This is a genomic window from Actinomadura litoris, assembly GCF_009733595.1.
Lineage (GTDB): Bacteria > Actinomycetota > Actinomycetes > Streptosporangiales > Streptosporangiaceae > Spirillospora > Spirillospora litoris.
In genome coordinates, this window is the sequence record NZ_WOFH01000012.1 from 271,998 (window position 1) to 295,885 (window position 23,888).

The window sequence follows — 23,888 nt, forward strand, 5'->3', positions numbered from 1 at the left end:
GCAGAGCCCTGACGCGGGAACGGCGCCGGCCGCCGCTCACTTCATCCGCCCCAAGCGCTCACAGCGATGGTGGCGCGGCTGGACTCGGGGCGGTGGAGCGTGAGAAGTGCGCGGCTTGGCGAATGCGGGCGCGGGTGCGCTGGGGTTTGCAGCCGTGGGGGGCGATTCAGGTCTGTCAGTGCGATACGGCATCGGCGACGTGCCGGTACAGCAGGATTTTGTCGCGCTGATCCACCAGGGCAAAGCCATGGGTCGGCAGAGCGCACCCGGGGTCTGGAGGTGGCTGGGCGACGACAGAGGATCGCGCGCCTACCGCGAACAGGAACCACTACCGCGTTGCGCACGGCTGAGAGTACGCCTGATCCCGTTGGCCTACCAGGGAGTCCGACCTCATGCCCTGACCGGCCAGCCGGGCTTCTGGCTGGCCGGTTCTCCTGCCGCCCTGCCTGATCGACTTCGGTCGCCACGACGTACCTGGAACTGACCTTACCTTGGGGATGTCACGGCGATTGTTCGCGGCGTGTCGCAGCCTGGCCGCCGAGCAGGACCGGTTGCTCCACGCCGCTCAAGCTGAATCGCCAGAGCTTTGGGACACCGCTTCCGAGCTTCTGGAGGAGGAATTTGAGGGACGTATCATGGCCCGCCGCGTGTCGTTCGCTGAAAAAGAAGCCGATGAACGCGACCGCCTGAGAGTTGCAACACGTCAGGCGTATGAGCGTGGAAGAAAAGCTCCTGGCAACAACTTCTGGACATTGAACCGCGACTTGACGCCGACCCGCCGGCTAATCTGGTGGAGAGTGCAACTTCCGACACCTACCTCGCAATCGATTCTAACTCGGTTACGGTGGCCGGCCGATAGCCGCTTAGTGCCGTGTACGCGACTGAATATCCTCCTGGGATCCGCTTCGGTACTCTCGGCTTCCGCATTGGACACAGACAGCGTCCTGACGCGCGGACTGCATGTCGCCGAGGAGACAGTCCAGGAGAGCTTCCGGTGCTGAGTGTAAATCCCTAGTACGGGTGTTCGAGATTGTGCGCTTGCCATTGTCGGCTTGGTCGGGTTCGCTGGTGGGCCCAGCGATCGCGGGCTTGGTGACATCGTCCCCGACGATGTCAGTGCAGTTGGTGTTCCAGGCCGGGTTGTCCGTGCAATAGGCCACCTTGGACGGTGTGAACCTGGGGTGGGCTCACCGCGGATCCCCGCCGGGAACAACAAGTTGTCGAGTCAACGTATAGGCGGAAGTGTTTGAGTGGTGTACATCCGCTTGAGGCCGCTTAAGGCGGGAAATGAGCACCTCTGACCGTGTTCCTGCTGGTCGGAGGTGTGAAGGTGGGTAGGGTCGAACCGCTGGCCTTTTGTTTTTCAGCTAGGGCAGCACTCCTTCCGCGCGGCATCGCCCAGAGCTGACGGGCTGTCGGCGTGCGCCTGTGGCTGGCTCTGGTGCCTGCTGTTGCTGTCAGCTTCAGGCGGTCTGATGGAGGTCACGCGCTTTGCGGTCAGGTTCGGGCGTGGGCGATAGCCGACGTCCACCCAGACCGGGTGAGCATGCTTGGGGGTGTTGCCCACCAAGCCGGATGGCTATAGGCCCTCGGGGGTAGCGGCTTCCCGACCACCGCCGATACCTCCGCGAATGTCATCTTGATGCGTTGACGACCATCTGACCCGCCGCCCAGGCGGTCATCTTGTGACGGCGGTCGGCGGCGAGGACGCGGGATTCGCCGCCAGTTTCGAGGCGGCCGGCGCGCGCTTCAGCGGCATCATGGTGGGAAGCGGCTCCGGTTCGTGTGCCGTCGTCCTGCCTGCTCACTGGTCGATGGTGACCTTGGTGAAGTCGTACAGGTTGCCCGAGGGGTATTCCGGGACGAGGCCGTGCACCTTGGAGGAGTACACGCTCACCGTGGGGTTCGACGCGGCGAGGAGGCTCCCGCCCCGTTCGTACTCGATCTGCTTCATCTTCTTCTGGATCCCGCACTGTTCCTGCGCGTCGGCGGTGGCATAGAGCTTCTTGGCCAGCGATTCGAACTCAGGGTCGTGCCAGTGCTGGTGGTTGAACACGTCGTCCGTGCTGGTCGTTTCGTCTACGGCCTCCAGGTAGGGGCGGGTGTCATAGCCGGTGTAGAACGTCCGCTTGCCCCATCTCTCCAGGTAGGCGCCCAGCTCCATCTTCTTCACGTTGATGGTGACGCCGATCTTCTTGGCGTCCTCGGCGAGGATCTGGGTGAGCTGGAGCATGCCGGGCTTGTTCGCGGCGGTCTCCAGATCGACGCTGAGATTGGACTTGCCCGCGTCCGCGAGCAGCTTCTTGGCCTGGGGGAGGTTCTGTTCTCGCTGGGGGACGTCCGGCAGGCAGGCGTCGATGCCCATGTGGTCGTTCGCCAGGACCCCGAGGCCGTCGAAGGCGTTGGTGAGCGCGAGCTTGCGGTTCATGATCAGTTGCATCGCCTGGCGGACGCGCCCGTCGTTGAACGGCGGAACGTCGACGCGCATGTTGATGCTGACCTTCAGGACGTTGTCGCCCTTCATGATCTTCAGGCTCGGCGTCTTCTCGATCGTCGGAAGCGAGGTCTGGAGGATGTTGGAGCTCGCGTCGATCTGGTGGCCGACCAGTGCGTTGGTCGTCGCCTCCACGCTCTTGAAGCTGATGACCCTGACCTTGTCGACCTTGGGCTTCGCCCCCCAGTAGCCGTCGAACCTCTTGACCTCCGTCTCCCGCCCGGGGGTGAATTTGGAGAGCATGAACGGACCCGTCCCGATCGCCTGCTCGGGCTTGGAGCCCTTCTTGTCGAAGATGATGTTGCTGTTGGTGACGGCGAACTGGAACGCCCCGTACGGTTCGGGCAGCTTGAACCTCACCGTCAGGTCGTCGACCTTCTCGATGCCCTTCGGGTCGATTTCGTCGATGTAGTTGCGCTCGATGAGCGCGTTCTTCTTGTCGAGGACCCGTTTGAAGACCGCGACAACGTCGTCGGCGCTGAACGGGCTCCCGTCATGGAACTTGACGTTCGGGCGGAGCTTCACCGTCCATTCGGTGTTCTCCTTGTTGTGCGTCATGCCGGTGGCGAGGGCCCACTGGTAGCCGCCGCCCTTCGTCCGGTGCGCGAGCGGCTCGAACATCGCGGCGTTGCGCACGTAGAAGTCCTGCGACCTCAGGTTGGAGTAGGCGCCGAGAGTGGAGATCGTGCTGGCGACCACGCCGACGCGGAGCGTGCCCCCGGACCCGCCCCCCTCTCCTCCCGGCGAGCCCGTGGAACATGCGGTCGCGAGACCGGCGGCCATGGCGGCGGCCACCATGGGCGCGAGCATCCGGGGACGTCCCCTGTGCCCCTTGCCGACCGATCGACTCAACATCCTTCCTCCTTAGAAAGACGCTGGTGGGGGTGGGATGGGAGCTTTCGCTCGGAACGGGGACGGGGGGTGTCCGTTGGTGCCGTGCTCCGCGAACGTGCGCGAACAGAAGATCGTCCTGCCCGGCCGGATGAGGCTAGTTTGTATGACGTACGAAAGCAGACGTACTATGCCACGTCAATGACGAGACTGGACGCGGATGGTCGGGAAGGTTACATCGTCGCTTGTGACCATTGATTTTGCCGAGCTGCCACGGTATGGGCACATTCGTTGTGAGGCTGGCCTTGAAGTTAGCGTATGACTATGTTATGTCATACAAAAGCGAGGAGGCGGCTTGTCGGAGACGGGACCAGACCTGCGGATCGTTCGCCTCGCTGAGACCGTGCCGCGGTCGGTCGTGCGTAGGTTCGGGCCATCCTCGAAGGCGCGCCGCCGCCGGGGCGCAGGTTCACCGAGCGTGAGCTGATGGAGTGCGACGCGGGTGCCCGGCTGGTGGACCGGGCGTACGACCGTCCAGTACATGTGTCGTATGAGCAGGCGCGCCGGCGAACCGCTCGTCCCCACGAGGATCCCGGCGACGCCCCGACCGCCGGGCTGTTCGCACGAACGGAGCGCAATGACCGCGACACCCTTCTCAAGCGAGTTCCTCTACTGGGTCGCTCTCGACTTCGGCGGCTCGGCCCCGGCGGACGTCGAACGGTTCGACCGGTTCTTCGACGAGACGCACATCCCCGAGGTCCTCGCGAGATATCCGGGCTTCGCGGCCGCGCACCGCTACACCCTCCACCGGCCGGACCCGCGGGGCGACTTCGGCGGTGGGTACCTGGCGGCCTACGAGGTCGAGGACGAGCGGGCGGTCGACGCCTACCTCGCCGACGAGAGCCGCCGACCCCGCTACTCCGCCGACCCGCCGCTCTGGCCGGACCTGCTGACGTACCGGTGGCGGGTGGTCTACGAGAAGATCGCGGAGACCTCTCCCTCGACGGGCACGCCGGACCTGATCTACATCATCGGGATCGACCCGCCCCCCGGCATCGGCGATGGCGAACTGGCCGAGTTCGACGCCTTCTACACCGACACCCATATGCCTGAGGCCGTGGCCAACGCCGGCTTCAGCCGCGGGACGAGGTACAAGGTGCGGCGTGAACTCGCTCACCCGGCCCCCGGCTGCCCGCGTTTCCTCGTCGTCTACGAACTCGCGGGCGATACCGACGAACTGGTCGCCGAAACGCAGCGCAAGCTGGGGAGGGAGGGCCCCTGGTGGACCCCGGGCCCCGCCTCCTGGACCGGGCACACGACGCCGTGGCGACTCTGGTACCGGCACATCTCGTTCCTTCCACGGCCGACGTCGCCGAGCGGGGCGACCATCCGGCGCTCTTGAGAAGGGGCGGCGGCCGGACACGGTGCCGCGTCGGCCCCGGGACTGACCTGCACGGACGATAACCGCGCGCCGCCTGGCCGCATCAGGTCAGGGTCGTCGACGCGGACGATGAGGGAGCACAGCGCGATCGTGGGCGCCGAGCCGCACGGCCCCTGCCGGAAAAGGCTAGGCCGCCGGGTTGAGCGTCCGGCGGGGGCCCAGGACCGCGGCCGTGGCGAGGGCCCCGAGGGCCGCGGCGATGGCGGCTCTGTATCTGAGGTTCGCGGCGATCTCGCCGCCGAGCGGTCCGGCGGCGAGGATGCCGAGGTCCCAGCAGGACGTCATCGTGCCGACCGCCGCGCCGGGCCGCAGCGGCCCGACGCGGCCGAGGGTGATCGTGGTCGTGCAGGGGTAGACGAGGCCGAGGCCCGCATCGGTGACGGCGACGCCGGTGAGCGCGAGGGATTCGGAGGTCGCGGCCGTGAGGACGGCCAGGCCCGCTGCCTCGGCCAGCAGGACGACCCGGACGACGGCGGCGCCACCGTACCGGTCCGCCAGAGGGCTGCCCGCCGAGCGCGACAGCAGGAACGGCACCGCGAACATCGCTGGCCCCATCTGTCGGCCGCCGATGTGCCGGTCGCCGAGGTAGAGGACGAGGAGGGCGGTCAGGGTGCCGTAGCCGTAGGCGGCCAGGCCGAGGCACACCCCTGGCAGCCCGGCCTCCGCTCCTGCCGCGAACGGGTGGTGGCGACCAGGACGCTCGACACGACCGTCCACCAGACGGCGTCGGCGCCGCCGAACCGGTGGGCCAGGACGGCCAGCACGGGGCCGGCGGACAGGCCGCCCCACATCGACAGCCCGAACCATCCGGTCAGCCAGTCGTCGCTGGATGCGCCGGTCTATTTGACGGTCACCTCGTCCAGGCGGACGTGGGGGGCGACGTAGGGGTCGGTGTTGACATTGCTGAGGCGTTTGGAATATGCGATGGTGTCCTGCTGGTTCCACAGCGGCAGGACCGGCAGGTCGGCGAGCAGAATGTCTTCGGCCCGCTGGTAATAGGGGACCGCCTTGTTCGGGGACGGGGCCCGGTTGCCCTGGGCGAGCAGGTCGCGGCAGGCGGCGCCGTTGTAGCCCTGCCGGTTGTCCGGGGTGCATCGGAAGGTCAGGTAGTTCTCCGCGCTGGGATAGTCCATGATCCAGGTGGCCCGGTAGGGCCCGGACATTTTGCGGTCTCCCAGAAGGCCCAGATAGGAGGCTTGGGGGATCGCCCGTACGCGGACGTCGGTGATGCCGAGGTTCTGCCGCAACTGGTTGGCCACATCGATCATCCACTGCCGGTCGGTGGAGTCGTTGCCGGCGACGCTGAGTTGCAGCGGCCCCTGCCAGCCTCCGGCGCGGCGGAGCAGTTCTCTGGCCTTGTCCGGCTGGTAGGTACAGGTCTCCCCGCAGGCGTTCGGGCGAAATCCCGGGATGATGGGCGCGAGGATCGTTCCGGTCGGCCGGTAGGCCCCGTCGTAGACGCCGTTGACGATGCCCTGCCGGTCGATCGCCATGGAGATCGCCTTGCGCAGGTCCTGGTTCTGGAACCGCTTGTCGTAGAGCGGGAACTCCAGGTACTCCATGGTGCTGCTGGGTATGGAGCGGATCCTGCCGCCCGACACCCGGCGTGCCTGGGGGATCAGCGGCGCCGGGATGGACCGCATGACGTCGACCCTGCCGGCGCGCAGGTCGGTGAAGCCGGTCTCCCAGGTGGCGTAGATCTTGAAGGTGAGCCCGTCGCTGCGTGCGGGCCGGATTCCGCGGTAGCCGGGGTATCGCCTGAGTTTGATCTGCCGGTTGTTCTCCCACTGCCCTTCTATCCGAAACGGCCCGTTCCCGATGGGTGCGCGGTCGAATTGCCGGATGTTCGCCAACGCCGCTCGCGGTAGCGGCGCGAATCCGACGAACGCCAGTGTCGTGGGGAACTGGCTGAACGGCGCGGTGAGCCTCACCTGGAAGGTCCGCCGGTCGAGCACTTTCAGGCCGGCGAGCCGGTCGGCACTGGGCGGGGGCGCTGATTTGGGGCCGCCGCCGTCAGGGTCGGGCGGGTTCATCGCCTCGAAGCCGTCGATATGGGCGAAGTAGAAGCCGTTCACCCATCCGTTGGGGCCGTAAGCCGCAGTGTTCCACGCGTCGACGTAGCTGGCGGCGGTGACGGGTTCACCGTTGTGGAACGACAGCCCCGGCTTGATTCTGATCGTCCAGGTGCGCCGGTCGGGACTGGTGATCGACTCCGCCTCGTCGTTCGCCACGCGGCCCTTCGGGTCGGTCCGGGTCAGGGTGTCGAACAGCGCGTCCAGAACATAGAGCCCCTGGATGCTGGTTTCGCGGCCGGGAGTCAGGTGGGTCGGCTCCAGAATGGCGTAGGAAAATGATCTTCCAGTTTCGGAATCCGGACTCGCGCACGACGAGAGGACCAGACCCAGCAGCACGGCGAGGATCAGGACGCGCGGAGGGGTGCCCGCCGCGTTCGGGTGTTGACCTGGGTGATCTCCGGGGTGGCGGGAACGGGCTGGTGTGGAAGGCACCGGCTCTCCTCCTCGGTGAGGTTGTTGGTACTGGCGAGGATCGTGATGGACCTCTCCGGTAGGGACGCCTCCGATGGGGTCGGCCGAGTTTGTGGGTCTGTCCGAGTGCCCATAGTTGCTCGGCCTCATCGGACGCCGGCCCGGCGCCGTTCGCGCCCCCGGCGGCCTCGACCAGCACTACCTCCCCAGGTGTCGGTAGCAGAATCCCTGATACCCGGCATATCCCCCTCTGTGGCAGCCGTAATTCGCCGTGCCGCCACACAAGATCCCACATCGGATGTGCTCCCCGGGTTCCGTCAGGAACGTCAATCTCCTGGATCTTCGCCCAACGGCGGGCATCCTGCACCGCTTAGATTAAGGGAGTTAGTGGAATATCGCATCCGATCGCCCTTTCATGGTCATCAAGTACACGTGCAAAAGTCGCGGCACCACCCGCCGGTTCGAGAAAGATCCTTCTGCTCGGCGCACCGCCGGCTAAGGGTGATGCAAGATCAATTGTGCGGGGCGGCCAAAGCGCACAAAAGAATCAAGGGGGGCAGGTAGGCGTGCCTCCCCGGATTCCGGTAGCCGCGCTCCAGCAGCAGCCTGGCTCTACCGATAGGTGCTGGAAGGCGTCGGAGCGTAGTTCGGCGCCTGCGCCCACTCGTGCGGGGACCTGCCCGCCCGGGACGGTCGGGAGGGGACGGGGCCGTGCCACGGGGAGCGCGGCGCGCCCTCGTTCGTCGGGGTGCGGTGTGGGGGTGCCCCGCACCGGTGGCTGATGGGTCCTGCCGGCAGCGGTGGCGCCGGGTACGCGGGCCCGGAGGGCAAGAGATTAGGTCATCTAACTCATGGGTCCTCAAAAGGTTACGGGCCCGGCGATTGATTGATGTGATGTTAATCACATCGGGGCGCCCAATGTCCGCATGCGGACAGTGTGGATCATGAACTTTCGACAGTTCGAGTATGGCAACCAGCGCCCATCGCGTCCGGTGCATGATTCGGCGCGCAACGTAGCCCTTGCCAATTTTGAAGCGGCCTATAAAGTTACGGAGCGCTCGCAAAGACGATCACTGGCGCGGTTCGGGGAAAGCCCGGTGGTCGGCTCGCACTCCGCGGCCTGCGTACGTGAAGGGGGCAAACGTGAAAGTTTTTCTTTCCAGGTTGTTTTCGCAGAGTTCCGTCGTGCGGATCCTGGGGATCCCACGCTGACGCGCCCCTCGCGGCTCCCGTTCTGAACTCATTTGTGCAGGTCACAGGTGTGTCGACCTGGTCTGGTCGGGACGCCTCGCAGGCCGTGTGCCCGCTTGTCGCGTGATCTTCGCGCCACTTCATTCGGTCGCCGTGTCTCGATGAGAAATGCGCGACGCGTGCGCCCGGATACCGAAGAGAATAAAACCCATCGTTTTTGTCGAGAATCGGGAGGCGGCTCATGACGCTGGCGGAAACGATCGCACCGGGGCCGGGTGGGGTACGGCTTCATTTCCCGAGCGAGAAAGTCTCGGTTCCCTACGGTGAGCTGTGGAAAAGCGGCGAGGCCATGGGGTGTCTGCGCGCGCGGTCCGATGGCCGCCCGGTGGCGGTCGCGTTGTCCAACACCCGCGCGTGCGTGACCGTTCTCGTAGGCGCCATCGCGGCCGGGGTGCCGCTCGTCTCGGTGCCGATGCCGCCCCGCGGATCCGATCTCGACTGGTACGCGGGATTCATCCGGCGGATCTGCGCCGTCTCGGGTGCGGCGACCCTGGTCGTGGACGCGGCGTTCCTGCCGATGATCCCGCCGATGGACGGCATCGAGTTCCTGTCCTACGAGGACGCGGTGGCGCTGACCGGCCCGCGCGACCTCAGCCCGGAGTCGTTCACGCTCACCCAGTTCACCTCGGGCAGCACGGCCGACCCCAAGGGCGTCGTGCTGCCGGGGCACAAGATCACCGCCAACCTGCTGGCGCTGATGGAGTGGCTGGGGCCGGAGCGGGGCGACGGGACCTGCACGTGGCTGCCGCTGTCGCACGACATGGGCCTCATCGGGATGTTCCTCGGCTCGCTCACCGCGGTCGGGCGGCGGCTCGTCCGCGACTTCGACCTGGTCATGATGACGCCGCAGGGGTTCCTGCGGGGCCCGGGACGCTGGCTGGCGACGTGCGAGGAGTTCGGCTCCACGTTCACCGCCGCGCCCAACTACGCCTTCGACATGGTCGCCCGCAAGCGCGGGACGGTGTCGGACCTGAGCCGCCTGCGGTGCTGCATCGCCGGCGGGGAGCCGATCAGGGCGGCCTCGCTGGAACGGTTCACCGAGGTCATGGCCGGGGTGCGCTTCGATCCGGCGGCCTTCGCGCCCGCCTACGGGATGGCCGAGGCGGTGCTGGCCGTCACCGGGACGCCGCAGGACGAGCGCTGGCGGACGGTCGAGCTCGACGCGATCCCCGGCGGCGTGGAGTTCGCCGCCGCGCAGGGGCACCGGATCGTGTCCTCGGGGCGTCCGCTGCCCGGGTACGAGGTGCGCATCGAGGGCGAGGGGGTCGGGGAGATCCTGGTCAGGGGCCCCTCGATCGCCGACTCCTATGCCGATGGCGCGCGGCTTCCCGATGTCGAGGGCTGGTTTCACACCCGTGACATCGGCGCCGTCCACGAGGGTGAGCTTTACGTCTTCGGACGGACCGACGACGTCTTCCAGGTCGCCGGACGCAACATCTACGCCATCGACGTCGAGGCCTACGCGAGCGAGGTCGACGGGATCCGCACCGGCCGGGTGGTGGCCGTGCCCGAGCGGGGCGAGCTGACCGTCGTCGCCGAGTGCGAACCGGGCTTCACCGGAGAGGGCGAGGTCCAGCGGCTGGTGCGGGAGCTCAGCAACCAGATCGTCACGCGGGTCGGGGTCGCGCCGCGGCGGGTGCTGCTCGCGCGGCGCGGGATCCTGCCGCTGACCTCCAGCGGCAAGATCCGGCGCAGGCCGCTGGTCGCCGCGCTGGAGTCCGACGATCTGAAGATCCTCGACGGATCGCAGGTGTGAGCGTGGGCACCGACCCGCTCGCCGAGGCGGCCCGCGCGCTCGTCAGGCTCGGCCCGGACGGCCTCTCCGGGCCCGGCATGGAGGAGTTCGCGGCCGAGGTCGGCCGCGAGCACCCGTCCCGCGACCTCTACGTCAAGGCCACCGCCGAGGCGCTCACCGCGTGCGGGATCCCCGAGGACGTGGCCGACGAGGTCTACGGCAACTTCGTCTGGACGCACTTCGTCTGCAAGCTGCTCATGACGGCCGACCCCGGCGCGGTCATCGACCACGCCCTCGCCCACATCGACCTCTCCGAGCTGACGGCCTCGGTCGAGGGCGGCGGCGCGGCGATCCTGTCCGGCTTCCACTACACCGGCTATCCGCTGATGGCGCTCGCGGTGGCGATGTCGCCGATCGCGCCGCTCATCTCCAAGGCCAGGGTGGACGTCCTCGAAGGGGCCGGCGGCGAGAAGCACAGCGAGCACGTCGTCTACATGTCCGACCGGTCGGCGGCGATCCGGATGACCCGCGCGCTGAAGAAGGGGCGCTCGGTCTGGGTGATGCTCGACGTCGTGCTGCCCTCGGTGCGGGTCACGCACGCGGCGTTCCTCGGGCAGCGGATGCGGGTCGGCGCGGGGCTGGGCGCGATCGCGAGGCTGTCCGGCAGACCGTGCACGCCGCTGTTCTGGAGGATGACCGGCCCCGCCGTGACCCTCCACGCGGGCGACCCGATCCCCATCGCGGACGACACGGACGCCGAGACGGCCGAGGAGCGGCTCATCCAGGACTTCGTCGACACGCAGTCCGGCTTCATCACCGCGAACCCGGCGCACTGGCTGGAGTGGTACGCGGTCCTCGGAGAATCCCCGCGGCTGCGGGCCGAGGTCAAACAAGGCAACGACCAGGTCTGGGCGCGTCTCGCCAAGGCGCTGGACTGAACGGGAAGGGGTGCAAGCCGGTGCTGATGACCTACGACGCCGTGGTGGACGGGATCCGGGTGGCGGTCCGCAACGTCAAGGGCGGCGCGCGGGCCGGTGAGACCGTCCTGGAGTCGACCTGCTTCTGGCCGACCGCCGATCCGGGGCAGCACAGCCTGGCGTTCGACTCGCTGGACTTCCTCGAACTCGTGGTCTACCTGGAGGACCACAACGAGTGGTACGTCCCCGAGGACATGCTGGACTTCGAGGAGTGCCAGACGGTCGCCGACCTCGCCAACCTGATCGTGAAGGCGTGCGGGACACATGGCGGCTGAGGCCATCGTCGTCGACTCGCTGGCCAAGCGGTACGCCGACGGCACCTACGCGGTCACCGACGTGTCGTTCACGGTCGCGGCCGGGGAGATCGTCGGGCTGGTCGGGCCGAACGGCGCCGGGAAGAGCACGACGCTCAACATGCTGGCGACGCTCATCGCGCCGACCGGCGGAGACGCCTACGTGTACGGGGTCCCGGTGCGCAGGCGGGCCGCGGTCCGGCCGCTGCTGGGCGTCGCGTTGCAGGCCACCGGGCTCGACCCGCTGATGACCGTCGCCGACCACTTCGCCGTGCACGGCGCCCTGTACCGCATGCGGTCCAGGGACGTGGCGGCCAGGCAGGCCGAGCTGCTGGAGGTCTTCGAACTCGGCTCGATGCGCGGGCGCCGGGTCGGTGACCTGTCGGGCGGCACCCAGCGGCGGCTCGCGCTCGCGCTCTCGCTGCTGCACGGCCCGAAGGCGATCGTGTTCGACGAGCCCACGGTCGCCCTCGACCCCAACCTGCGCAGGACGGTCTGGGAACTCCTGGAGGACCTGCGGGCGCAGGGCCTGGCCGTCCTGTTCAGCACGCACTACATGGACGAGGCCGACCGGCTCTGCCAGCGGATCGAGCTGATGGCCAAGGGCCGGATCGTGGTGTCCGGCACGCCCGACGAGCTGAAGGCCGCGATGGCGGGCGGTGTGCTGCGGCTGCGCGTCCGCGACGACGCGGGCCGCGCGGAGGAGGCGGTCGCGGCGGCGGCGGCGCGCGGCCTGATCGGCGCGAACGCCACCGTGGAGGGGCAGCTCGTCGAGATCCCCTCCAAGCTCGGCGACGCCTCGCTGGACGCGCTCGCCCCGTTCCTGGCGGAGTTCGACGTCGAGGTCGTGGACCTGCACTGGGGCCACGGGACGCTCGACGACGTGTTCGCCCGGCTGGAGTCGACCACCGGGGAGAGCCAGCTCTCCCCGGTGACGAAGGAGCACCGCGCGCTCGCCCGCCGGGGAGGACGCAAATGATCGCGGTCAGGCTCCGCGCGACCTGGGTGCTCTACCGCAGGTCGATCCGCGAGCTGGTGGCGCTCGGCCCGCAGACGCTGGTCGCGCCGCTGGTGGTGCCGGCGTTCGTGCTGGTCGTCTACTCGGTGCTGTTCTCGGAGGTCTTCGAGACGCTGGGCACGCGCATCCCCGGCACGCCGGGGTTCGACGGGGACGTCAACTACGCGCAGTACGTACTGGCCGGGCCGATGGTCATGTCGGCGATGCTCGGCACGGCCTCGGCCGGGATCGGCGTCGCGGTCGAGCGCCAGCTCGGCTTCTACGACCGGATGGAGCTGTCGCCGCTCGGCCCCTCGCAGAGCCAGTTCGGCCGCAGGCTCGGGGACGGCACCCGGATCGCGCTGTTCGTACTGATCCTCACCTTCGTGGCCTGGGGGTCGGGCGCGCACATCGCGAACTGGCCGCTGGCGCTGGCGGTGACGATCCCGCTGGCCGCCGGGCTGGGCATGGCCTACGGCGGGCTCGCGTTCGCGCTGTGCCTGCGCTCGGGCAGCGCGGAGGCGGCGCAGGCGGTGACGCCGCTGTTCCTGCCGTTCCTCCTGCTGTCCACGGCGTTCGTCCCGCTCCAGCTCATCCCGGAATGGCTGCGGACGACCGTGGAGTGGAACCCCCTGTCGGCCGTCTGCGACGCGATCCGCGGCGCGGCCGCCGGGCACTTCGAGGGGTCGGCCGTGCTCCGCAGCGCGGTGGAGATCGCGGTGCTCGGCACGCTGACCCAGATCCTGGTGATCAGGGCGGAGCGGAAGGTGCGGGTGACCTGATGGAGTTCGTCGGCGACGGCACGGCGCTGCTCACCGGCTCCGCGTACGTCCGGGGCTGGGAGCGGTGCAGGAGCGAGCTGGCCGAGGACGCGCTGGTGTCGGACGGTTCGCTCGCCGGCCTCGGGCAGGCGGAGAGCAACAACCTGCTGCTCATGGAAGGCGAGCCGCATCAGACGCTGCGGCGCCTCGTCCGGTCCCACCTGACGAAGGCGCATCTGGACGCGGTGCTGGTCCGGCTGGAGGCGGTGGCGGACGAACTGCTCCAAACCGTCCTGTCGGATCCGGAGGCCGACCTCGTCACCGGCCTCGCCGAGCCGCTGGTACTCGAAGCGATCATGTCGGTGCTGGGGATCCCCGCGGACCGGCGCGCCCGCCTGGGCGAGCTGACCAGGAAGATGCTCGGCCTGCTCGAACCCGATCTGCCGCCCGACCGGCGGCGGGTGGCGGTGAACGCCGGGATGCGCGCGACGCTGCTGTTCGAGCGGGACGCCAAGGCGGGGCGGGCCGCCGGGTTCCACGCCGCCCTGGAGGCGGCGGCGGAGGCCGGGGAGATCCCGGTCAAGACCGCCAGGTCGACGCCGGTGGTCATGCTGCACGGCGGCTACGAGAACCCGCTCAACCAGCTCGGCTGCCTGGTCGCGTGGGCGGTGGAGAACCCGGAGCGGTTCGCCGGGGTGGCGGAGGACGCTCCGGCGGTGCTCGTCGAGGAGGTCCTGCGGGTGTACTCGCCCGTGCGGCTCGTCGCGCGCTGGGCCGCCGCCGACGGCGAGGGGTTCCGGCGCGGGCAGTTCGCCTGGGTCGACCTGGAGAGCGCCAACCTCGACGGGGACCGCTTCGCCCAGCCCCATGACCTGGACTTCTCCCGGAAGCGCGGACACATGAGCTTCGGGCACGGCCGGCACGTCTGCCCCGGCGCGGCCCTGGCCCGCCTTGAGGGCCGGGCCCTGATCGCCGCCCTGCGGCGGATCCCGCCCGACGTGCTCGGCGGGTTCACCGCCACCTGGCGGGACGGGGTCGTCGCCAGGGGCCCGCTCACTATTGCGAGGAGGTAGCCATGCCATCGCCGATCCTGACCGTCGCCGACGCCAGGAAGCGGGCCCGGGGGGTCCTGCCCAGGGCGCTGTTCGACTACATCGACGGCGGCGCCGACGGCGAGGTGACGCTCGCCGCCAACGAGCGGGCGTTCCGCGAGGTCGCGCTGCGTCCGCGGATGGGCGTCGATCCCGAGGTGGACCTCACCACGACGGTCCTCGGCCGCGAGCTGGCCATGCCGGTGCTGCTCGCGCCCGCCGGGATGGTGCAGCTCGTCCACCCGGACGGGGCGGTCGGGGTGGCCCGCGCCGCCGCGGCGGCGGGCACGCTCGCGGTGCTGAGCAAGATCGCGCTGTGCTCGCCCGAGGAGCTGGCCGCGAACGCGCCGGGCCCGCACTGGTTCCAGCTCAACTCCGCCGGCGGCCGCGAGGAGGTCAAACGGCTGATCACCCGGGCGCGGGACGCGGGCTTCGACGGCCTCGTCGTCACGATGGACGGCCCGCCGCCCGGCAACCACGAGCGCGACCTGCGGCACGGCGTCGTCCCGCCGGTGCGGCCGCGCCCGGCGCTGGCCGCGCGGTTCGCCGGGCAACTGCTGGCCAGCCCGCGCTGGGCGGCCGCGATGGCGCTGGCCGCCCGAAAGCAGAAGGCGACGGTCCAGGGCGCGACGCGGGTGCTCGGCTCGGGCGGGCTGCACCGCTCGGCCCGGTTCACCTGGGCCGACATCGCGTGGATGCGCGCGGAGTGGGACGGCTCGCTGCTGGTCAAGGGCGTCCTCGTCGGCGCGGACGCGATCGCCGCGCGCGACGCGGGCGCCGACGCCGTCATCGTCTCCAACCACGGCGGCCGCGCGCTCGACGGGGCTCCGGCCACGCTGACCGTCCTGCCCGAGATCGTCGCCGCCGTCGGCGACACGACCGAGGTGCTGCTGGACGGCGGCGTCCGGCGGGCCGCCGACGTCGTCAAGGCGCTGTGCCTCGGCGCGCGGGCGGTGCTGATCGGGCGCCCGTTCGTCTACGGCCTCGCCGCCGCCGGGCAACCGGGGGTCGAGCAGGTCCTGTCCGTCTTCCAGACCGAGCTCGTCCGCGTGATGCGGCTCCTCGGCTGCGCGTCCCCAGCGGAACTCGACACCGGCATGACCCAGGCCATGCATCCCTGGACGGAATCGAAGTAACCACCCCGGCACCCAGCGAAAGGGCCTTCTCGATGGTGAGCGAACCTTCCCGAACATCATTATTTCCACCACCCCAGGTGGGTTCCGCTCCCGGGTGGCCCGTCGTCCTGTACTTCCACCATGTCGACCCGGACATCAGGCACTACACCTCCGTCACCCCGGCGGCCTTCGACGCGGCCCTGGCCCGGCTCGGCGAACGCTTCGCGGCGCTCGCGCCGGAGGCGGTGGACGGCGTCCTCGGCGGGGGCGGGCATCCCGGCCCCTCCTGCCTGGTGACCTTCGACGACGGGTACGCCGACGTCTTCGAGCACGCGCTGCCGATCATGGAGCGGCGGGGGTGGCGGGCCGTCCACTTCGTCAGCGTGGACCTCGTCGGCACCGTCGAGGAGCATCCCGTGCGCGGCCCGCTGCGGCACATGACCTGGGACGACCTCGCCGAACTCCAGCGGCGCGGGCACGTGGTCGCCAGCCACGCCAGCACGCACCGGCCCTTCAGCGGGCTCGGCGCGCAGGAGGTCCGCCGCGAGGTCGACCGGGCCCGGAGCGTGCTGGCCGAGCGCCTCCCCGGCGCCCGCGACTGGCTCGCCTACCCCTTCGGCGAGCCGCCGCGCGACCCCGTCGCCGGGCTGCCGCCGCTGTGCTTCGGATCGGTCAAGGCGCCCGCCCTGGCCTGGGACGCGGCGCCGCGGGAGATCCGCCGGACCTACCTCCCGGCGGACGAGCAGGGCCAGTGGGAAAGCTGCATGACCGAATGGAGGCGGGCGTGGACGCCCAGCACATCGCACTGATCATTCCGACCTGCGGGCGGCCCGACGACCTCGCGGCCTGCCTGCGCTCCATCGCCGGCGAGGCCGACGGCTCGGTGGCGCAGGTGATCGTGATCGACGACGGCGCCGACGAGCTGGTGGTCGTGCCGCCCGAGGTCGGCGGCGTACCGGTGGTGAAGCGGCGCAACGCCGTCCGCCGGGGCGCCGCCTACAGCCGGAACCTGGCCCTCCAGGTGCTCGCGGACGAGGTGGACGCCGTCGGCTTCCTCGACGACGACGCCCGGCTGACCCCCGGCTGGCTGGAGGCGGCGCGCAGGGAGCTGACCCGCGCGCGGGGCGCGGTGACCGGGCCCGTCCTGCGGTTCGACCGCGGGATCGTGTCACGTGCCAGGCAGCTCCGGTACAACGACCGCTACGCGCCGCTGGAGCCGGGCCAGGCGGTCCCGTTCCTCGCGGGCGGCAACGCGATGGTCTGGCGGGACCTGCTGGTCAAGGCGGGCGGGTTCCCCGACACGCGGACGATGAGCGACCGGTTCCTCGTCCGGCGGCTGGAGGCGGCGGGCGGGATGACCCACTTCGTCCCCGACATGGTGGTGCTGCACCGCAACTCCAAGGGGCTGCGGGTCGCGGTGCGGGAGGCGTGGCGCGCCGGTCTGCTGGACGACACGCCGCTGACCGGCACGGCGTCCGAGCGGCTGAGCGGCGGCATGCGGGCGGCGGTCGCCGGTGAGCACGCCCCGGCGGCGCTGCTCAACGTCGCGCTCGACGCCGTCTACCTCGGCGGCCGGGAGCGGGCGCGGCGCTCGCAGTGGCGCGCCCGCGGCGCGCGCGTCGTGCCCAGGGCGTCCACGGCGAAGCGATGACCCGCGCCGATCCCGTGCTGCTCGTCGGCGCGCAGCGGTCGGGCACCACGGCGCTCGGCGCGGCGATGGCGCGGGCGGCCGCCGCCGCCGGGGGCTGCTTCACCGTCAACGGGAAGCTGCCCTACCTGCTGCGGCGCTGGTGGACGGGGCCCGACGTGACGGCCGGCCACCTGCGCTCCGACGAGGTGTCGCACGCGCTGCGCCGCGTCCCGCCGTACGGGCCGGGCGCGGACGCCTGGCTCGCCGGCGCGGACGCGGCGCTGCTCGCCGGTGCGCGCAGGGCCGCGTCGGGCCGGGCCGCCGAGCGGGTCGAGGACGAGGTCGGGCGGGTGTGCGCCGAGGCGTACGGGCTGTGCGGAGACGGGCGCCCGTGGGGCGACAAGTACAACGAGTACCTCCTCGACCTGCCCTGGCTGCACGCGGTGTTCCCCCGGGCCCGCTGGGTGTTCCTGACCAGGGAGCCCGCCGAGGCGGTGGCCTCGATGCTCGCCTGGCGGCACGACAAGCCGTGGAACCCGCGCGAGGTGGCGGCGGCCTCGGCGAAATGGGCGTACTGGACGGCGCGCTGGCTCGCCTTCCGGAACGCCGTCCCGCCCGAGCGCCGCTGCGAACTCGACTACGGCGGCCTGTGCGACGACCCGTCCGGCGCGCGGGCCGAGGCGCTGTCGGAGCTGCTCGGCGCGGACACCGAACCGTTCCTGAAGGACTTCCGGCGGTCGCCGTCGGAGCGTCCGGTGCCGGAGCTGGGCTCGGAGGCACTGGCCGTCCGCGACGCCCTGAAGAGACTGCGGATCCTCGGCGGGGCCCGCGACGCGTTGAGATCGGGAGAGCGATGAGGGTGACCATCTGCGGGTTCGGCTCCGCCGGGCGGCAGCACGCCGAGGCGATCGAGCGGCTGCCGGGCGTGGCCGTCCACTCGGTGCTGGAATCGAACACGGCCGTCACGACCGGGTCCTTCACCCGGTCGGTGGGATGGCGCGCGGTGCTGGAGGACCGCGACATCGACGCGGTCGCGCTGTGCCTGCCGCCGGGCGGGCGCGCGGAGCTGGCGGCCGAGGCGATCGCGGCGGGCAAGGCCGTGCTGCTGGAGAAGCCGCCGTGCATGTCGGTCGAGGAGCTGGACCGGCTGGCCGGTGCGGGCGGCACCGTCGGGGTCATGCTCCAGCACCGGTTCCGGCTGCCCGCCGAGGTGCTGGCGGCGCCGTTCACCGCGGCCGCCGGCACGCTGCTGGTGAGCCGGTTCCGCGACCCGGCCACGCACTACACGGGCTGGCGGGCCGACTCGGGGCAGGCGCTCGGCGGCATCACCGCCCATCTCGGCGTCCACTACCTGGACATGGCCTGCCAGCTGCTCGGCGCGGTCGAGTCCGTGGACGTCCACGACTACCGGTCGTGCGCGCCCGGCATCGACACCCGGGTCAGCGGGCTGGTCCGGTTCGCCTCGGGCTCCACGCTGGCGCTGACCGTCGCCGCCGACGTCCCGGCGCGGATCGAGCAGCTGGTCATCGCCGGGGACGAGCGCTGCGTGACCGTCACCGACGGCGCCGTCACGCTGCGGGAGGGACGGGCGGAACGGACGTTCCCGGCCGGATCGACCAGCGAGATGCGGACGAAGGTGTACGAGGACTTCGCGCGCGGCCCCGGGCTGTCGTCGCTGGAGCGGACCAGGCCGGTCACCCGGATCCTGGACGAGGTGCGGAAGGCGGGGACCGGATGGTGAGGCTCGGGCTGTCCTCGGGATCGGTGCCGGGGCTCGCGGCCGGCGAGCTGGCCGCGCTGGTGCGCGCCGCCGGAGGCACGGTGGCCGACCTGCGGGCGGGCAAGGGCCACCGCTGGGAGGAGCAGGGCATCGCCGGGCTGGACGGCCTCGCGGTCTCCTTCGTCGGGATCTCGGCCGTGCTCGGCGCGGACGGCCAGGACCTGTCGGCCGCCGAGCGCTACCCCGACCGCCGCGTGAAGGTGTTCGCCGCGCCCGGGTCCGCAGACGCCCCGGCCACCGCCGAGCAGATGGCGGCGCTCACGAAGCGGCGGGCGCCCGAGCGGGTGCTGGTCGAAACCCACCGGGGCGGTGCCTCGCCGGAGGAGTTGGTGGCGCTCTGCCGGCGCCACGGCTGCCGCCTGGTGCTGGACAACCTCGGCCTGGACGACATCGCCGACGACTTCGCCTCGGCGGTCCCGCCGCTGGCGCCGTGGACGGCGGCCGTCCAGGTCAAGGGGTACGACCGCCCGGAAGGCGGGGGCAGACCGCCGCACCGCCCTCTGAGGGCGACCGACCTCGGCTGGCTCGGCGCGGTCGCGGCGCCGGGGACCGACATCACCGTGGAGTCCCGCTCCGGGACCCCGCACGAGGACCTGACCACCCTGCGCACGGTCTGGGAGGCCATCGCATGCGCCTAGCCATCATCAACGACGAGGTCGACCAGGACCTCGGCCGGGCCGCCGACGCCGCCGCGTCCTGCGGGTTCGGCGGCATCGAGGTCAGGTCCGTGGGCAACGTCCCGCCCCACGAGCTGACCGACGGGCGGCTGGAGACGATCGCCGCCGAACTCTCGGCCCGCGGCCTCGCCGTCGCCGGGTTCTGCCCGCCCGCGCTCAAGGTGCCGATGCCGCGCACCGAGCAGGACGTGGCGGCCGCCCGCGCGATCGTGGTCCGCGCCGTCGAGCAGGCGCGGATCCTCGGCGCCCCGCACATCCGGATCTTCACCTTCTACCGCGACGGCGGCCCGGCTCCGCTCGCCGCCGCCGAGCAGGCCAGACGCGTCCTGGACGGGGTGCCGCTCGACGGCGTCGACCTGCTCGTCGAGACCGGCATGCGGACGAACACGCCCACGATCGCGCTCGTCCTGCGCTTCCTGGAGGCCGTCGACATCCCGGGCCTCGGCATCCTGTGGGACCCGGGCAACTCGGTCTTCGCCGGAATGAACCCCGAGCCGTTCCCCGCCGAGTACGAGATGGGCAAGGAGCTGATCCGGCACGTCCACGTCAAGGACCCGGCCGGGAGCACCGCCTACGTCAGGCTGGGCGACGGCGACCTGCCCTGGGGCGACATCGTCGACACCCTCCGCGCGGACGGCTACGCGGGCTGGCTCTCGCTGGAGACCCACTGGCGGATCGGCCGGGTGCTGGACCAGAGCCAGCGGGACAATCCCTGGTGCGACGACTTCACCGACGGCGGTTACGAGGCGAGCGTCGAATGCATGAAGCGCCTCGCCGAACTGGTGGACCGCTAAGAGCGGAACTGTGCCAAGGTTGAAGGGGAGACGAACGGAATGGAGTGCGCGCGCTCATGACGGAGATCTCGTCCCAGGGCTACGGCCCTGACCACGAGTCGGAATTCGGCTACGGCCTGCACCATGTGCAGATCGCCATCCCACCGGGCAGCGAGGACGACTGCCGCGCCTTCTACGTCGGCGCGCTCGGGATGCTGGAGATCCAGAAGCCGCCGGTGCTCGCGGCTCGCGGCGGCCTGTGGGTGCGCGCCGACGGCCTCGAAATCCACCTGGGTGTGGAAAAGGATTTCAGGCCCGCCCGCAAAGCCCACCCGGGCATCCGCGTGGCGGATCTGGACGCCCTGGAAAAGCGCCTGACCGAGCACGGTGTCGCCGTCACCTGGGACGACAACTTCCCCGGCCACCGCCGCTTCTACGTGGCCGACAACCTCGGCAACCGCATCGAATTCATCCAGCGCGACGGGACCACCCCGCAATGGTGAGGTAGCCGCGCGGTTCACCTCTCCGCCGGGGAGATGTCCAGGGCGGACAGGAAGGCCGTGGCGGCGGGCGAGGGCTGGGAACGGCTCCAGACGACGTGCTCGATCCGGGCGGGCGCGTCGCGGAGGCGGACGACGCGCAGGTCGGGCAGTTCGGGGACGAACGCCGACGGCAGCATGCCGATGCCCAGGCCCTGCCTGATCAGGCGGGCCATGAGCGCGGCGGCCGTCACCTCGAAGGCGACCTCGCGCCGTATGCCGGCCGCCGCGAACGCCGCGTCCGAGTGGGCGCGCCCGGCGGTGCCCGCCGGGAAGTCGACGAACGTCTCCTCCGCCAGCCGGCGCACGTCCACGTCCTCCTGGTCCGCGAGCGGATGGTCGGGCGCGACCACGGCGACGAGGTCGTCGCGCGCGATCTCCCGGCCGTGGACGCCCGTGGGGCGGACGCCCAGCGGCAGGCCCAGGAAGGCGACGTCCAGGGTGCCCTGCCGCACCCGTTCGACCAGTTCCTCGCTGGGGCTCGTCCGGAGGCTGATCCGCACCTCCCGGTGGCGCCGGCGGAACCTCTTCAGCACGGCCGGGAGGTCGACCGCGGCGACCGTGGAGATGGCGCCGATCGCGAGCCGTCCCCGGATCACCCCGCCCGCGGCCGCGACCTCGGCGCGGGCGCGCTCGGCGGCCTCCAGCGCCTGGCGGGCGGCGGGGAGGAACGCCTCGCCCGCCGCGGTCAGCCGGACGCGGCGGCTCGTCCGCTCGAAGAGCCGCGCGCCGAGTTCGCGCTCCAGCCGGGCGATCTGGTGGCTCAGCGCCGACTGGACGACCAGGCAGCGCTCGGCGGCGCGGGTGAAGTTGCTCGTCTCCGCGACGGCGACGACGTAGCGCATCTGCTGAAGCTCCACGCGTCCATCGTGATGCACGATCGATCCGATGACAAACATGTGTTGGACTCATTGATCGCCCATCACCGAGGGTGGGCGCATGACGAGACCTCATCCGGACGGCGCCGCGCCGCGCGGGCTTTTCCTGCTCATGTCGGTGGCGACCGGGCTGGCGGTCGCGGGCAACTACTTCACGCAGCCGCTCCTCGACCTGATCGGCCGCGAGCTGGGGCTCGGCCCCTCGCTCGCGGCGCTGACGGTGACGGCGGCCCAGGGCGGCTACGCGCTGGGGCTGATCTTGCTGGTGCCGCTCGGCGACCTGGTGGAGCGGCGGCGGCTCGCCGTGTCGCTCTACGCGGTGACCGCGCTGCTCCTGCTGGTGTCGGCCACCGCGCCGGGCGGCACGATCCTGCTGGCCGCCACCGGCCTGACCGCGCTGACCTCGGTGGGCGCGCAGGTGCTGGTGCCGTTCGCGGTGACGCTGGCGGCCCCGGCCGAGCGCGGCCGGGTGGTCGGCACCGTGATGACCGGCCTGCTGCTCGGCGCGCTGCTGGCGCGGACGGCGGCGGGCGCGCTGGCCGAGGTGGGCGGCTGGCGGACGGTCTACTGGGTGAACGCGGCGCTGATGGCGGCGATGGCCGTGCTGCTGCGGATCTGCCTGCCCCGGCTCGGCGGCGAGGGGCGGCGGCTGTCCTACCCGGGCCTGCTGCGCTCGACGGTGCTGCTGCTCCGGGACGAGCCGCTGCTGCGGTGGCGCTCGGGCATCGCCGCCCTGAGCATGGCCGCGTTCAGCGTGCTGTGGACGGCGCTCACGTTTCTGCTGGTGCGCTCGCCCTACGGCTGGTCGGAGTCGACGATCGGGCTGTTCGGCCTGGTCGGCGCCGCGGGCGCGCTGACCGCCTCGCTGACGGGACGGCTCGCCGACCGCGGGCACGCGCAGCTGCTGACCGCCGCCGGGGCGCTCGCGCTCGCGGCGTCCTGGATCGCGCTCGCCGCCGGATCGACCTCGCTGCTCTGGCTGCTGGTCGGCGTCATCGTGCTGGACCTCGCGCACAAGATGGTGCTCAACGGCAACCAGCACGTCGTCTACGCGCTCCGGCCCGAGGCCCGCAACCGGATCAACTCCGCGTTCATGACGGCCTTCTTCGCCGGCGGCGCGGCCGGCTCCGCGCTGACCTCGCTGGTCTGGGCGCGGAGCGGCTGGAGGGGGGTGTGCGTCCTGGGCGCCGCCCTCTCGGTCGCGACCTTCGTCCTCTGGGGCCTGGAACGCCTTTCGATGAACAAGGAGAATGAGCATGCCACGCACCGTTCTGATCACGGGCGCCACCGGAACCGTGTCCACCGCGCTGATGGACTCCCTGAAAGGGAGGAGCATCCGAGCCCTCGTCCGTGACGAGTCGAGGGCGGAGCGCCTGCGCGAGCGGGGCGCCGAGGTCGTCGCCGGCGACCTCGGGGACGCCCGGTCGCTGCCCGCCGCGTTCGAGGGCGTCCACGACGTGTGGCTGCTCACGCCGAACGGCCCGCGCGCTCCGGAGCACAGCATGAACGCCGTGTGGGCCGCGCGCGAAGCGGGCGTGGAGCGCGTCGTGCGCCTCTCGGTCGTCGGCGCGGCGCACGACGCGCCGAACCGCGGCGGCAGGCTGCACGCGCTGTCCGACCGGGAGACCGAGCTGTGCGGCATGCGCTGGACGATCCTGCGCCCGCACTGGTTCATGCAGAACCTGCTGAACGAGGCGGGCGACATCTCCGCCACCGGCACGTTCTCGCTGAACATGGCCTCGGCGCGGGTCGGCATGATCGACGCGCGCGACATCGCGGACTGCGCCGCCCGCGTCCTGCTCGATCACCCCGACCGCCACCACGGCGCGACCTACACCCTCACCGGCCCGCGCTCGGTGTCGTTCGCCGAGGTCGCGCGGCACCTGGGCCACGTCCTCGGCCGATCCGTCGCGTACCTGCCGGTCGGGGACGCCGCCAAGCGCAAGGAGCTCCTCGGCCACGGCGTCCCGGAATGGATGGTCGACATGCTGGAGGAGTACGCGCGGGCCTACGCCTCCGGTTGGGGCGACCTCACCACCGGCACGGTCGCCGAACTGCTCGGGCGGCCGCCGCGCGACATCGCCGACTTCGTCCGCGACCACGCCTCCGCGTTCACCCCGGCCGCCGGCTGAGGCCGGC

The 23,888-nt window shown here is 70.9% G+C and carries 24 protein-coding genes; 18 read left to right on the forward strand and 6 right to left on the reverse strand.

Going from position 1 to position 23,888, the window contains the following annotated elements; genetic code table 11:
* Window positions 1-1,497 precede the first annotated feature (1,497 nt).
* The 3 genes from GNZ18_RS44215 to GNZ18_RS30595 are packed head-to-tail and all read right to left on the reverse strand — an operon-like array spanning window position 1,498 to window position 3,349.
* Window positions 1,498-1,638 carry a DUF7662 domain-containing protein gene (locus tag GNZ18_RS44215; protein ID WP_446678412.1) on the reverse strand — a complete coding sequence of 47 codons (141 nt, stop codon included), beginning with the start codon at window positions 1,636-1,638 and terminating at the stop codon, window positions 1,498-1,500.
* Complete coding sequence (locus GNZ18_RS30590) at window positions 1,635-1,808, reverse strand: hypothetical protein (protein WP_156220075.1); 174 nt, start codon at window positions 1,806-1,808, stop codon at window positions 1,635-1,637. The genes GNZ18_RS44215 and GNZ18_RS30590 overlap by 4 nt, the downstream gene beginning before the upstream one ends.
* Window positions 1,805-3,349 (reverse strand): ABC transporter substrate-binding protein, encoded by a 1,545-nt coding sequence (locus tag GNZ18_RS30595; protein WP_156220076.1) that lies wholly within the window; start codon window positions 3,347-3,349, stop codon window positions 1,805-1,807. Before GNZ18_RS30595 ends, GNZ18_RS30590 begins: the two co-directional genes overlap by 4 nt.
* 613 nt (window positions 3,350-3,962) lie before the next feature.
* On the opposite strand from GNZ18_RS30595, the gene GNZ18_RS30600 reads away from it, so the two are divergent.
* Window positions 3,963-4,727: a DUF4286 family protein gene (locus GNZ18_RS30600; protein ID WP_156220077.1), complete on the forward strand. Its 765-nt coding sequence runs from the start codon at window positions 3,963-3,965 to the stop codon at window positions 4,725-4,727.
* Between the two features lie 165 nt (window positions 4,728-4,892).
* Here GNZ18_RS30600 and GNZ18_RS30605 read toward each other — a convergent pair whose 3' ends face one another.
* Window positions 4,893-5,483: an MFS transporter gene (locus tag GNZ18_RS30605; RefSeq protein WP_156220078.1), complete on the reverse strand. Its 591-nt coding sequence runs from the start codon at window positions 5,481-5,483 to the stop codon at window positions 4,893-4,895.
* A gap of 122 nt (window positions 5,484-5,605) precedes the next feature.
* Window positions 5,606-7,177 carry a peptide ABC transporter substrate-binding protein gene (locus tag GNZ18_RS30610; protein WP_173390925.1) on the reverse strand — a complete coding sequence of 524 codons (1,572 nt, stop codon included), beginning with the start codon at window positions 7,175-7,177 and terminating at the stop codon, window positions 5,606-5,608.
* 1,019 nt (window positions 7,178-8,196) lie between these two features.
* Between GNZ18_RS30610 and GNZ18_RS30615 the strand changes: the two genes are divergently transcribed.
* The 15 genes from GNZ18_RS30615 to GNZ18_RS30685 all read left to right on the forward strand — a co-directional run bounded on the left by GNZ18_RS30615 (window position 8,197) and on the right by GNZ18_RS30685 (window position 20,835).
* A complete protein-coding gene (locus tag GNZ18_RS30615) occupies window positions 8,197-8,490 on the forward strand; it encodes a hypothetical protein (protein ID WP_156220080.1) in 294 nt (97 codons plus the stop codon).
* Between the two features lie 302 nt (window positions 8,491-8,792).
* Window positions 8,793-10,259 carry an AMP-binding protein gene (locus GNZ18_RS30620; protein ID WP_246250675.1) on the forward strand — a complete coding sequence of 489 codons (1,467 nt, stop codon included), beginning with the start codon at window positions 8,793-8,795 and terminating at the stop codon, window positions 10,257-10,259.
* Window positions 10,256-11,176 carry a lysophospholipid acyltransferase family protein gene (locus GNZ18_RS30625; protein ID WP_156220082.1) on the forward strand — a complete coding sequence of 307 codons (921 nt, stop codon included), beginning with the start codon at window positions 10,256-10,258 and terminating at the stop codon, window positions 11,174-11,176. Before GNZ18_RS30620 ends, GNZ18_RS30625 begins: the two co-directional genes overlap by 4 nt.
* A 26-nt stretch (window positions 11,177-11,202) precedes the next feature.
* Complete coding sequence (locus GNZ18_RS30630; protein ID WP_156220083.1) at window positions 11,203-11,490, forward strand: acyl carrier protein; 288 nt, start codon at window positions 11,203-11,205, stop codon at window positions 11,488-11,490.
* The gene (locus GNZ18_RS30635) at window positions 11,480-12,487 is read left to right on the forward strand and encodes an ABC transporter ATP-binding protein (RefSeq protein WP_156220084.1); all 1,008 of its coding nucleotides are present in this window, start codon (window positions 11,480-11,482) and stop codon (window positions 12,485-12,487) included. The genes GNZ18_RS30630 and GNZ18_RS30635 overlap by 11 nt, the downstream gene beginning before the upstream one ends.
* A complete protein-coding gene (locus GNZ18_RS30640; RefSeq protein WP_156220085.1) occupies window positions 12,484-13,287 on the forward strand; it encodes an ABC transporter permease in 804 nt (267 codons plus the stop codon). The genes GNZ18_RS30635 and GNZ18_RS30640 overlap by 4 nt, the downstream gene beginning before the upstream one ends.
* Window positions 13,287-14,339 (forward strand): cytochrome P450, encoded by a 1,053-nt coding sequence (locus GNZ18_RS30645; RefSeq protein WP_156220086.1) that lies wholly within the window; start codon window positions 13,287-13,289, stop codon window positions 14,337-14,339. Before GNZ18_RS30640 ends, GNZ18_RS30645 begins: the two co-directional genes overlap by 1 nt.
* Before the next feature lie 2 nt (window positions 14,340-14,341).
* Complete coding sequence (locus tag GNZ18_RS30650) at window positions 14,342-15,493, forward strand: alpha-hydroxy acid oxidase (RefSeq protein WP_156220087.1); 1,152 nt, start codon at window positions 14,342-14,344, stop codon at window positions 15,491-15,493.
* A 77-nt stretch (window positions 15,494-15,570) separates the two neighbouring features.
* Window positions 15,571-16,281 (forward strand): polysaccharide deacetylase family protein, encoded by a 711-nt coding sequence (locus tag GNZ18_RS30655; RefSeq protein ID WP_173390927.1) that lies wholly within the window; start codon window positions 15,571-15,573, stop codon window positions 16,279-16,281.
* Window positions 16,257-17,123 carry a glycosyltransferase family 2 protein gene (locus tag GNZ18_RS30660; RefSeq protein ID WP_173390928.1) on the forward strand — a complete coding sequence of 289 codons (867 nt, stop codon included), beginning with the start codon at window positions 16,257-16,259 and terminating at the stop codon, window positions 17,121-17,123. Before GNZ18_RS30655 ends, GNZ18_RS30660 begins: the two co-directional genes overlap by 25 nt.
* Complete coding sequence (locus GNZ18_RS30665; RefSeq protein ID WP_156220090.1) at window positions 17,120-17,959, forward strand: sulfotransferase family protein; 840 nt, start codon at window positions 17,120-17,122, stop codon at window positions 17,957-17,959. Before GNZ18_RS30660 ends, GNZ18_RS30665 begins: the two co-directional genes overlap by 4 nt.
* Window positions 17,956-18,843 carry a Gfo/Idh/MocA family protein gene (locus GNZ18_RS30670; protein ID WP_173390929.1) on the forward strand — a complete coding sequence of 296 codons (888 nt, stop codon included), beginning with the start codon at window positions 17,956-17,958 and terminating at the stop codon, window positions 18,841-18,843. The genes GNZ18_RS30665 and GNZ18_RS30670 overlap by 4 nt, the downstream gene beginning before the upstream one ends.
* On the forward strand, window positions 18,837-19,520 hold the full coding sequence (locus GNZ18_RS30675) for a hypothetical protein (RefSeq protein ID WP_156220092.1): 684 nt from the start codon (window positions 18,837-18,839) through the stop codon (window positions 19,518-19,520). The genes GNZ18_RS30670 and GNZ18_RS30675 overlap by 7 nt, the downstream gene beginning before the upstream one ends.
* Window positions 19,511-20,353 (forward strand): sugar phosphate isomerase/epimerase family protein, encoded by an 843-nt coding sequence (locus GNZ18_RS30680; protein WP_156220093.1) that lies wholly within the window; start codon window positions 19,511-19,513, stop codon window positions 20,351-20,353. Before GNZ18_RS30675 ends, GNZ18_RS30680 begins: the two co-directional genes overlap by 10 nt.
* A 56-nt stretch (window positions 20,354-20,409) precedes the next feature.
* On the forward strand, window positions 20,410-20,835 hold the full coding sequence (locus GNZ18_RS30685) for a VOC family protein (RefSeq protein WP_156220094.1): 426 nt from the start codon (window positions 20,410-20,412) through the stop codon (window positions 20,833-20,835).
* Between the two features lie 14 nt (window positions 20,836-20,849).
* On the opposite strand, the gene GNZ18_RS30690 is transcribed toward GNZ18_RS30685, so the two are convergent.
* The gene (locus GNZ18_RS30690) at window positions 20,850-21,731 is read right to left on the reverse strand and encodes a LysR family transcriptional regulator (RefSeq protein WP_312874849.1); all 882 of its coding nucleotides are present in this window, start codon (window positions 21,729-21,731) and stop codon (window positions 20,850-20,852) included.
* A gap of 79 nt (window positions 21,732-21,810) precedes the next feature.
* On the opposite strand from GNZ18_RS30690, the gene GNZ18_RS30695 reads away from it, so the two are divergent.
* A complete protein-coding gene (locus tag GNZ18_RS30695) occupies window positions 21,811-23,103 on the forward strand; it encodes an MFS transporter (protein ID WP_173390930.1) in 1,293 nt (430 codons plus the stop codon).
* A complete protein-coding gene (locus tag GNZ18_RS30700) occupies window positions 23,006-23,881 on the forward strand; it encodes an SDR family oxidoreductase (RefSeq protein WP_156220096.1) in 876 nt (291 codons plus the stop codon). Before GNZ18_RS30695 ends, GNZ18_RS30700 begins: the two co-directional genes overlap by 98 nt.
* The last annotated feature ends 7 nt before the right edge of the window (window positions 23,882-23,888 follow it).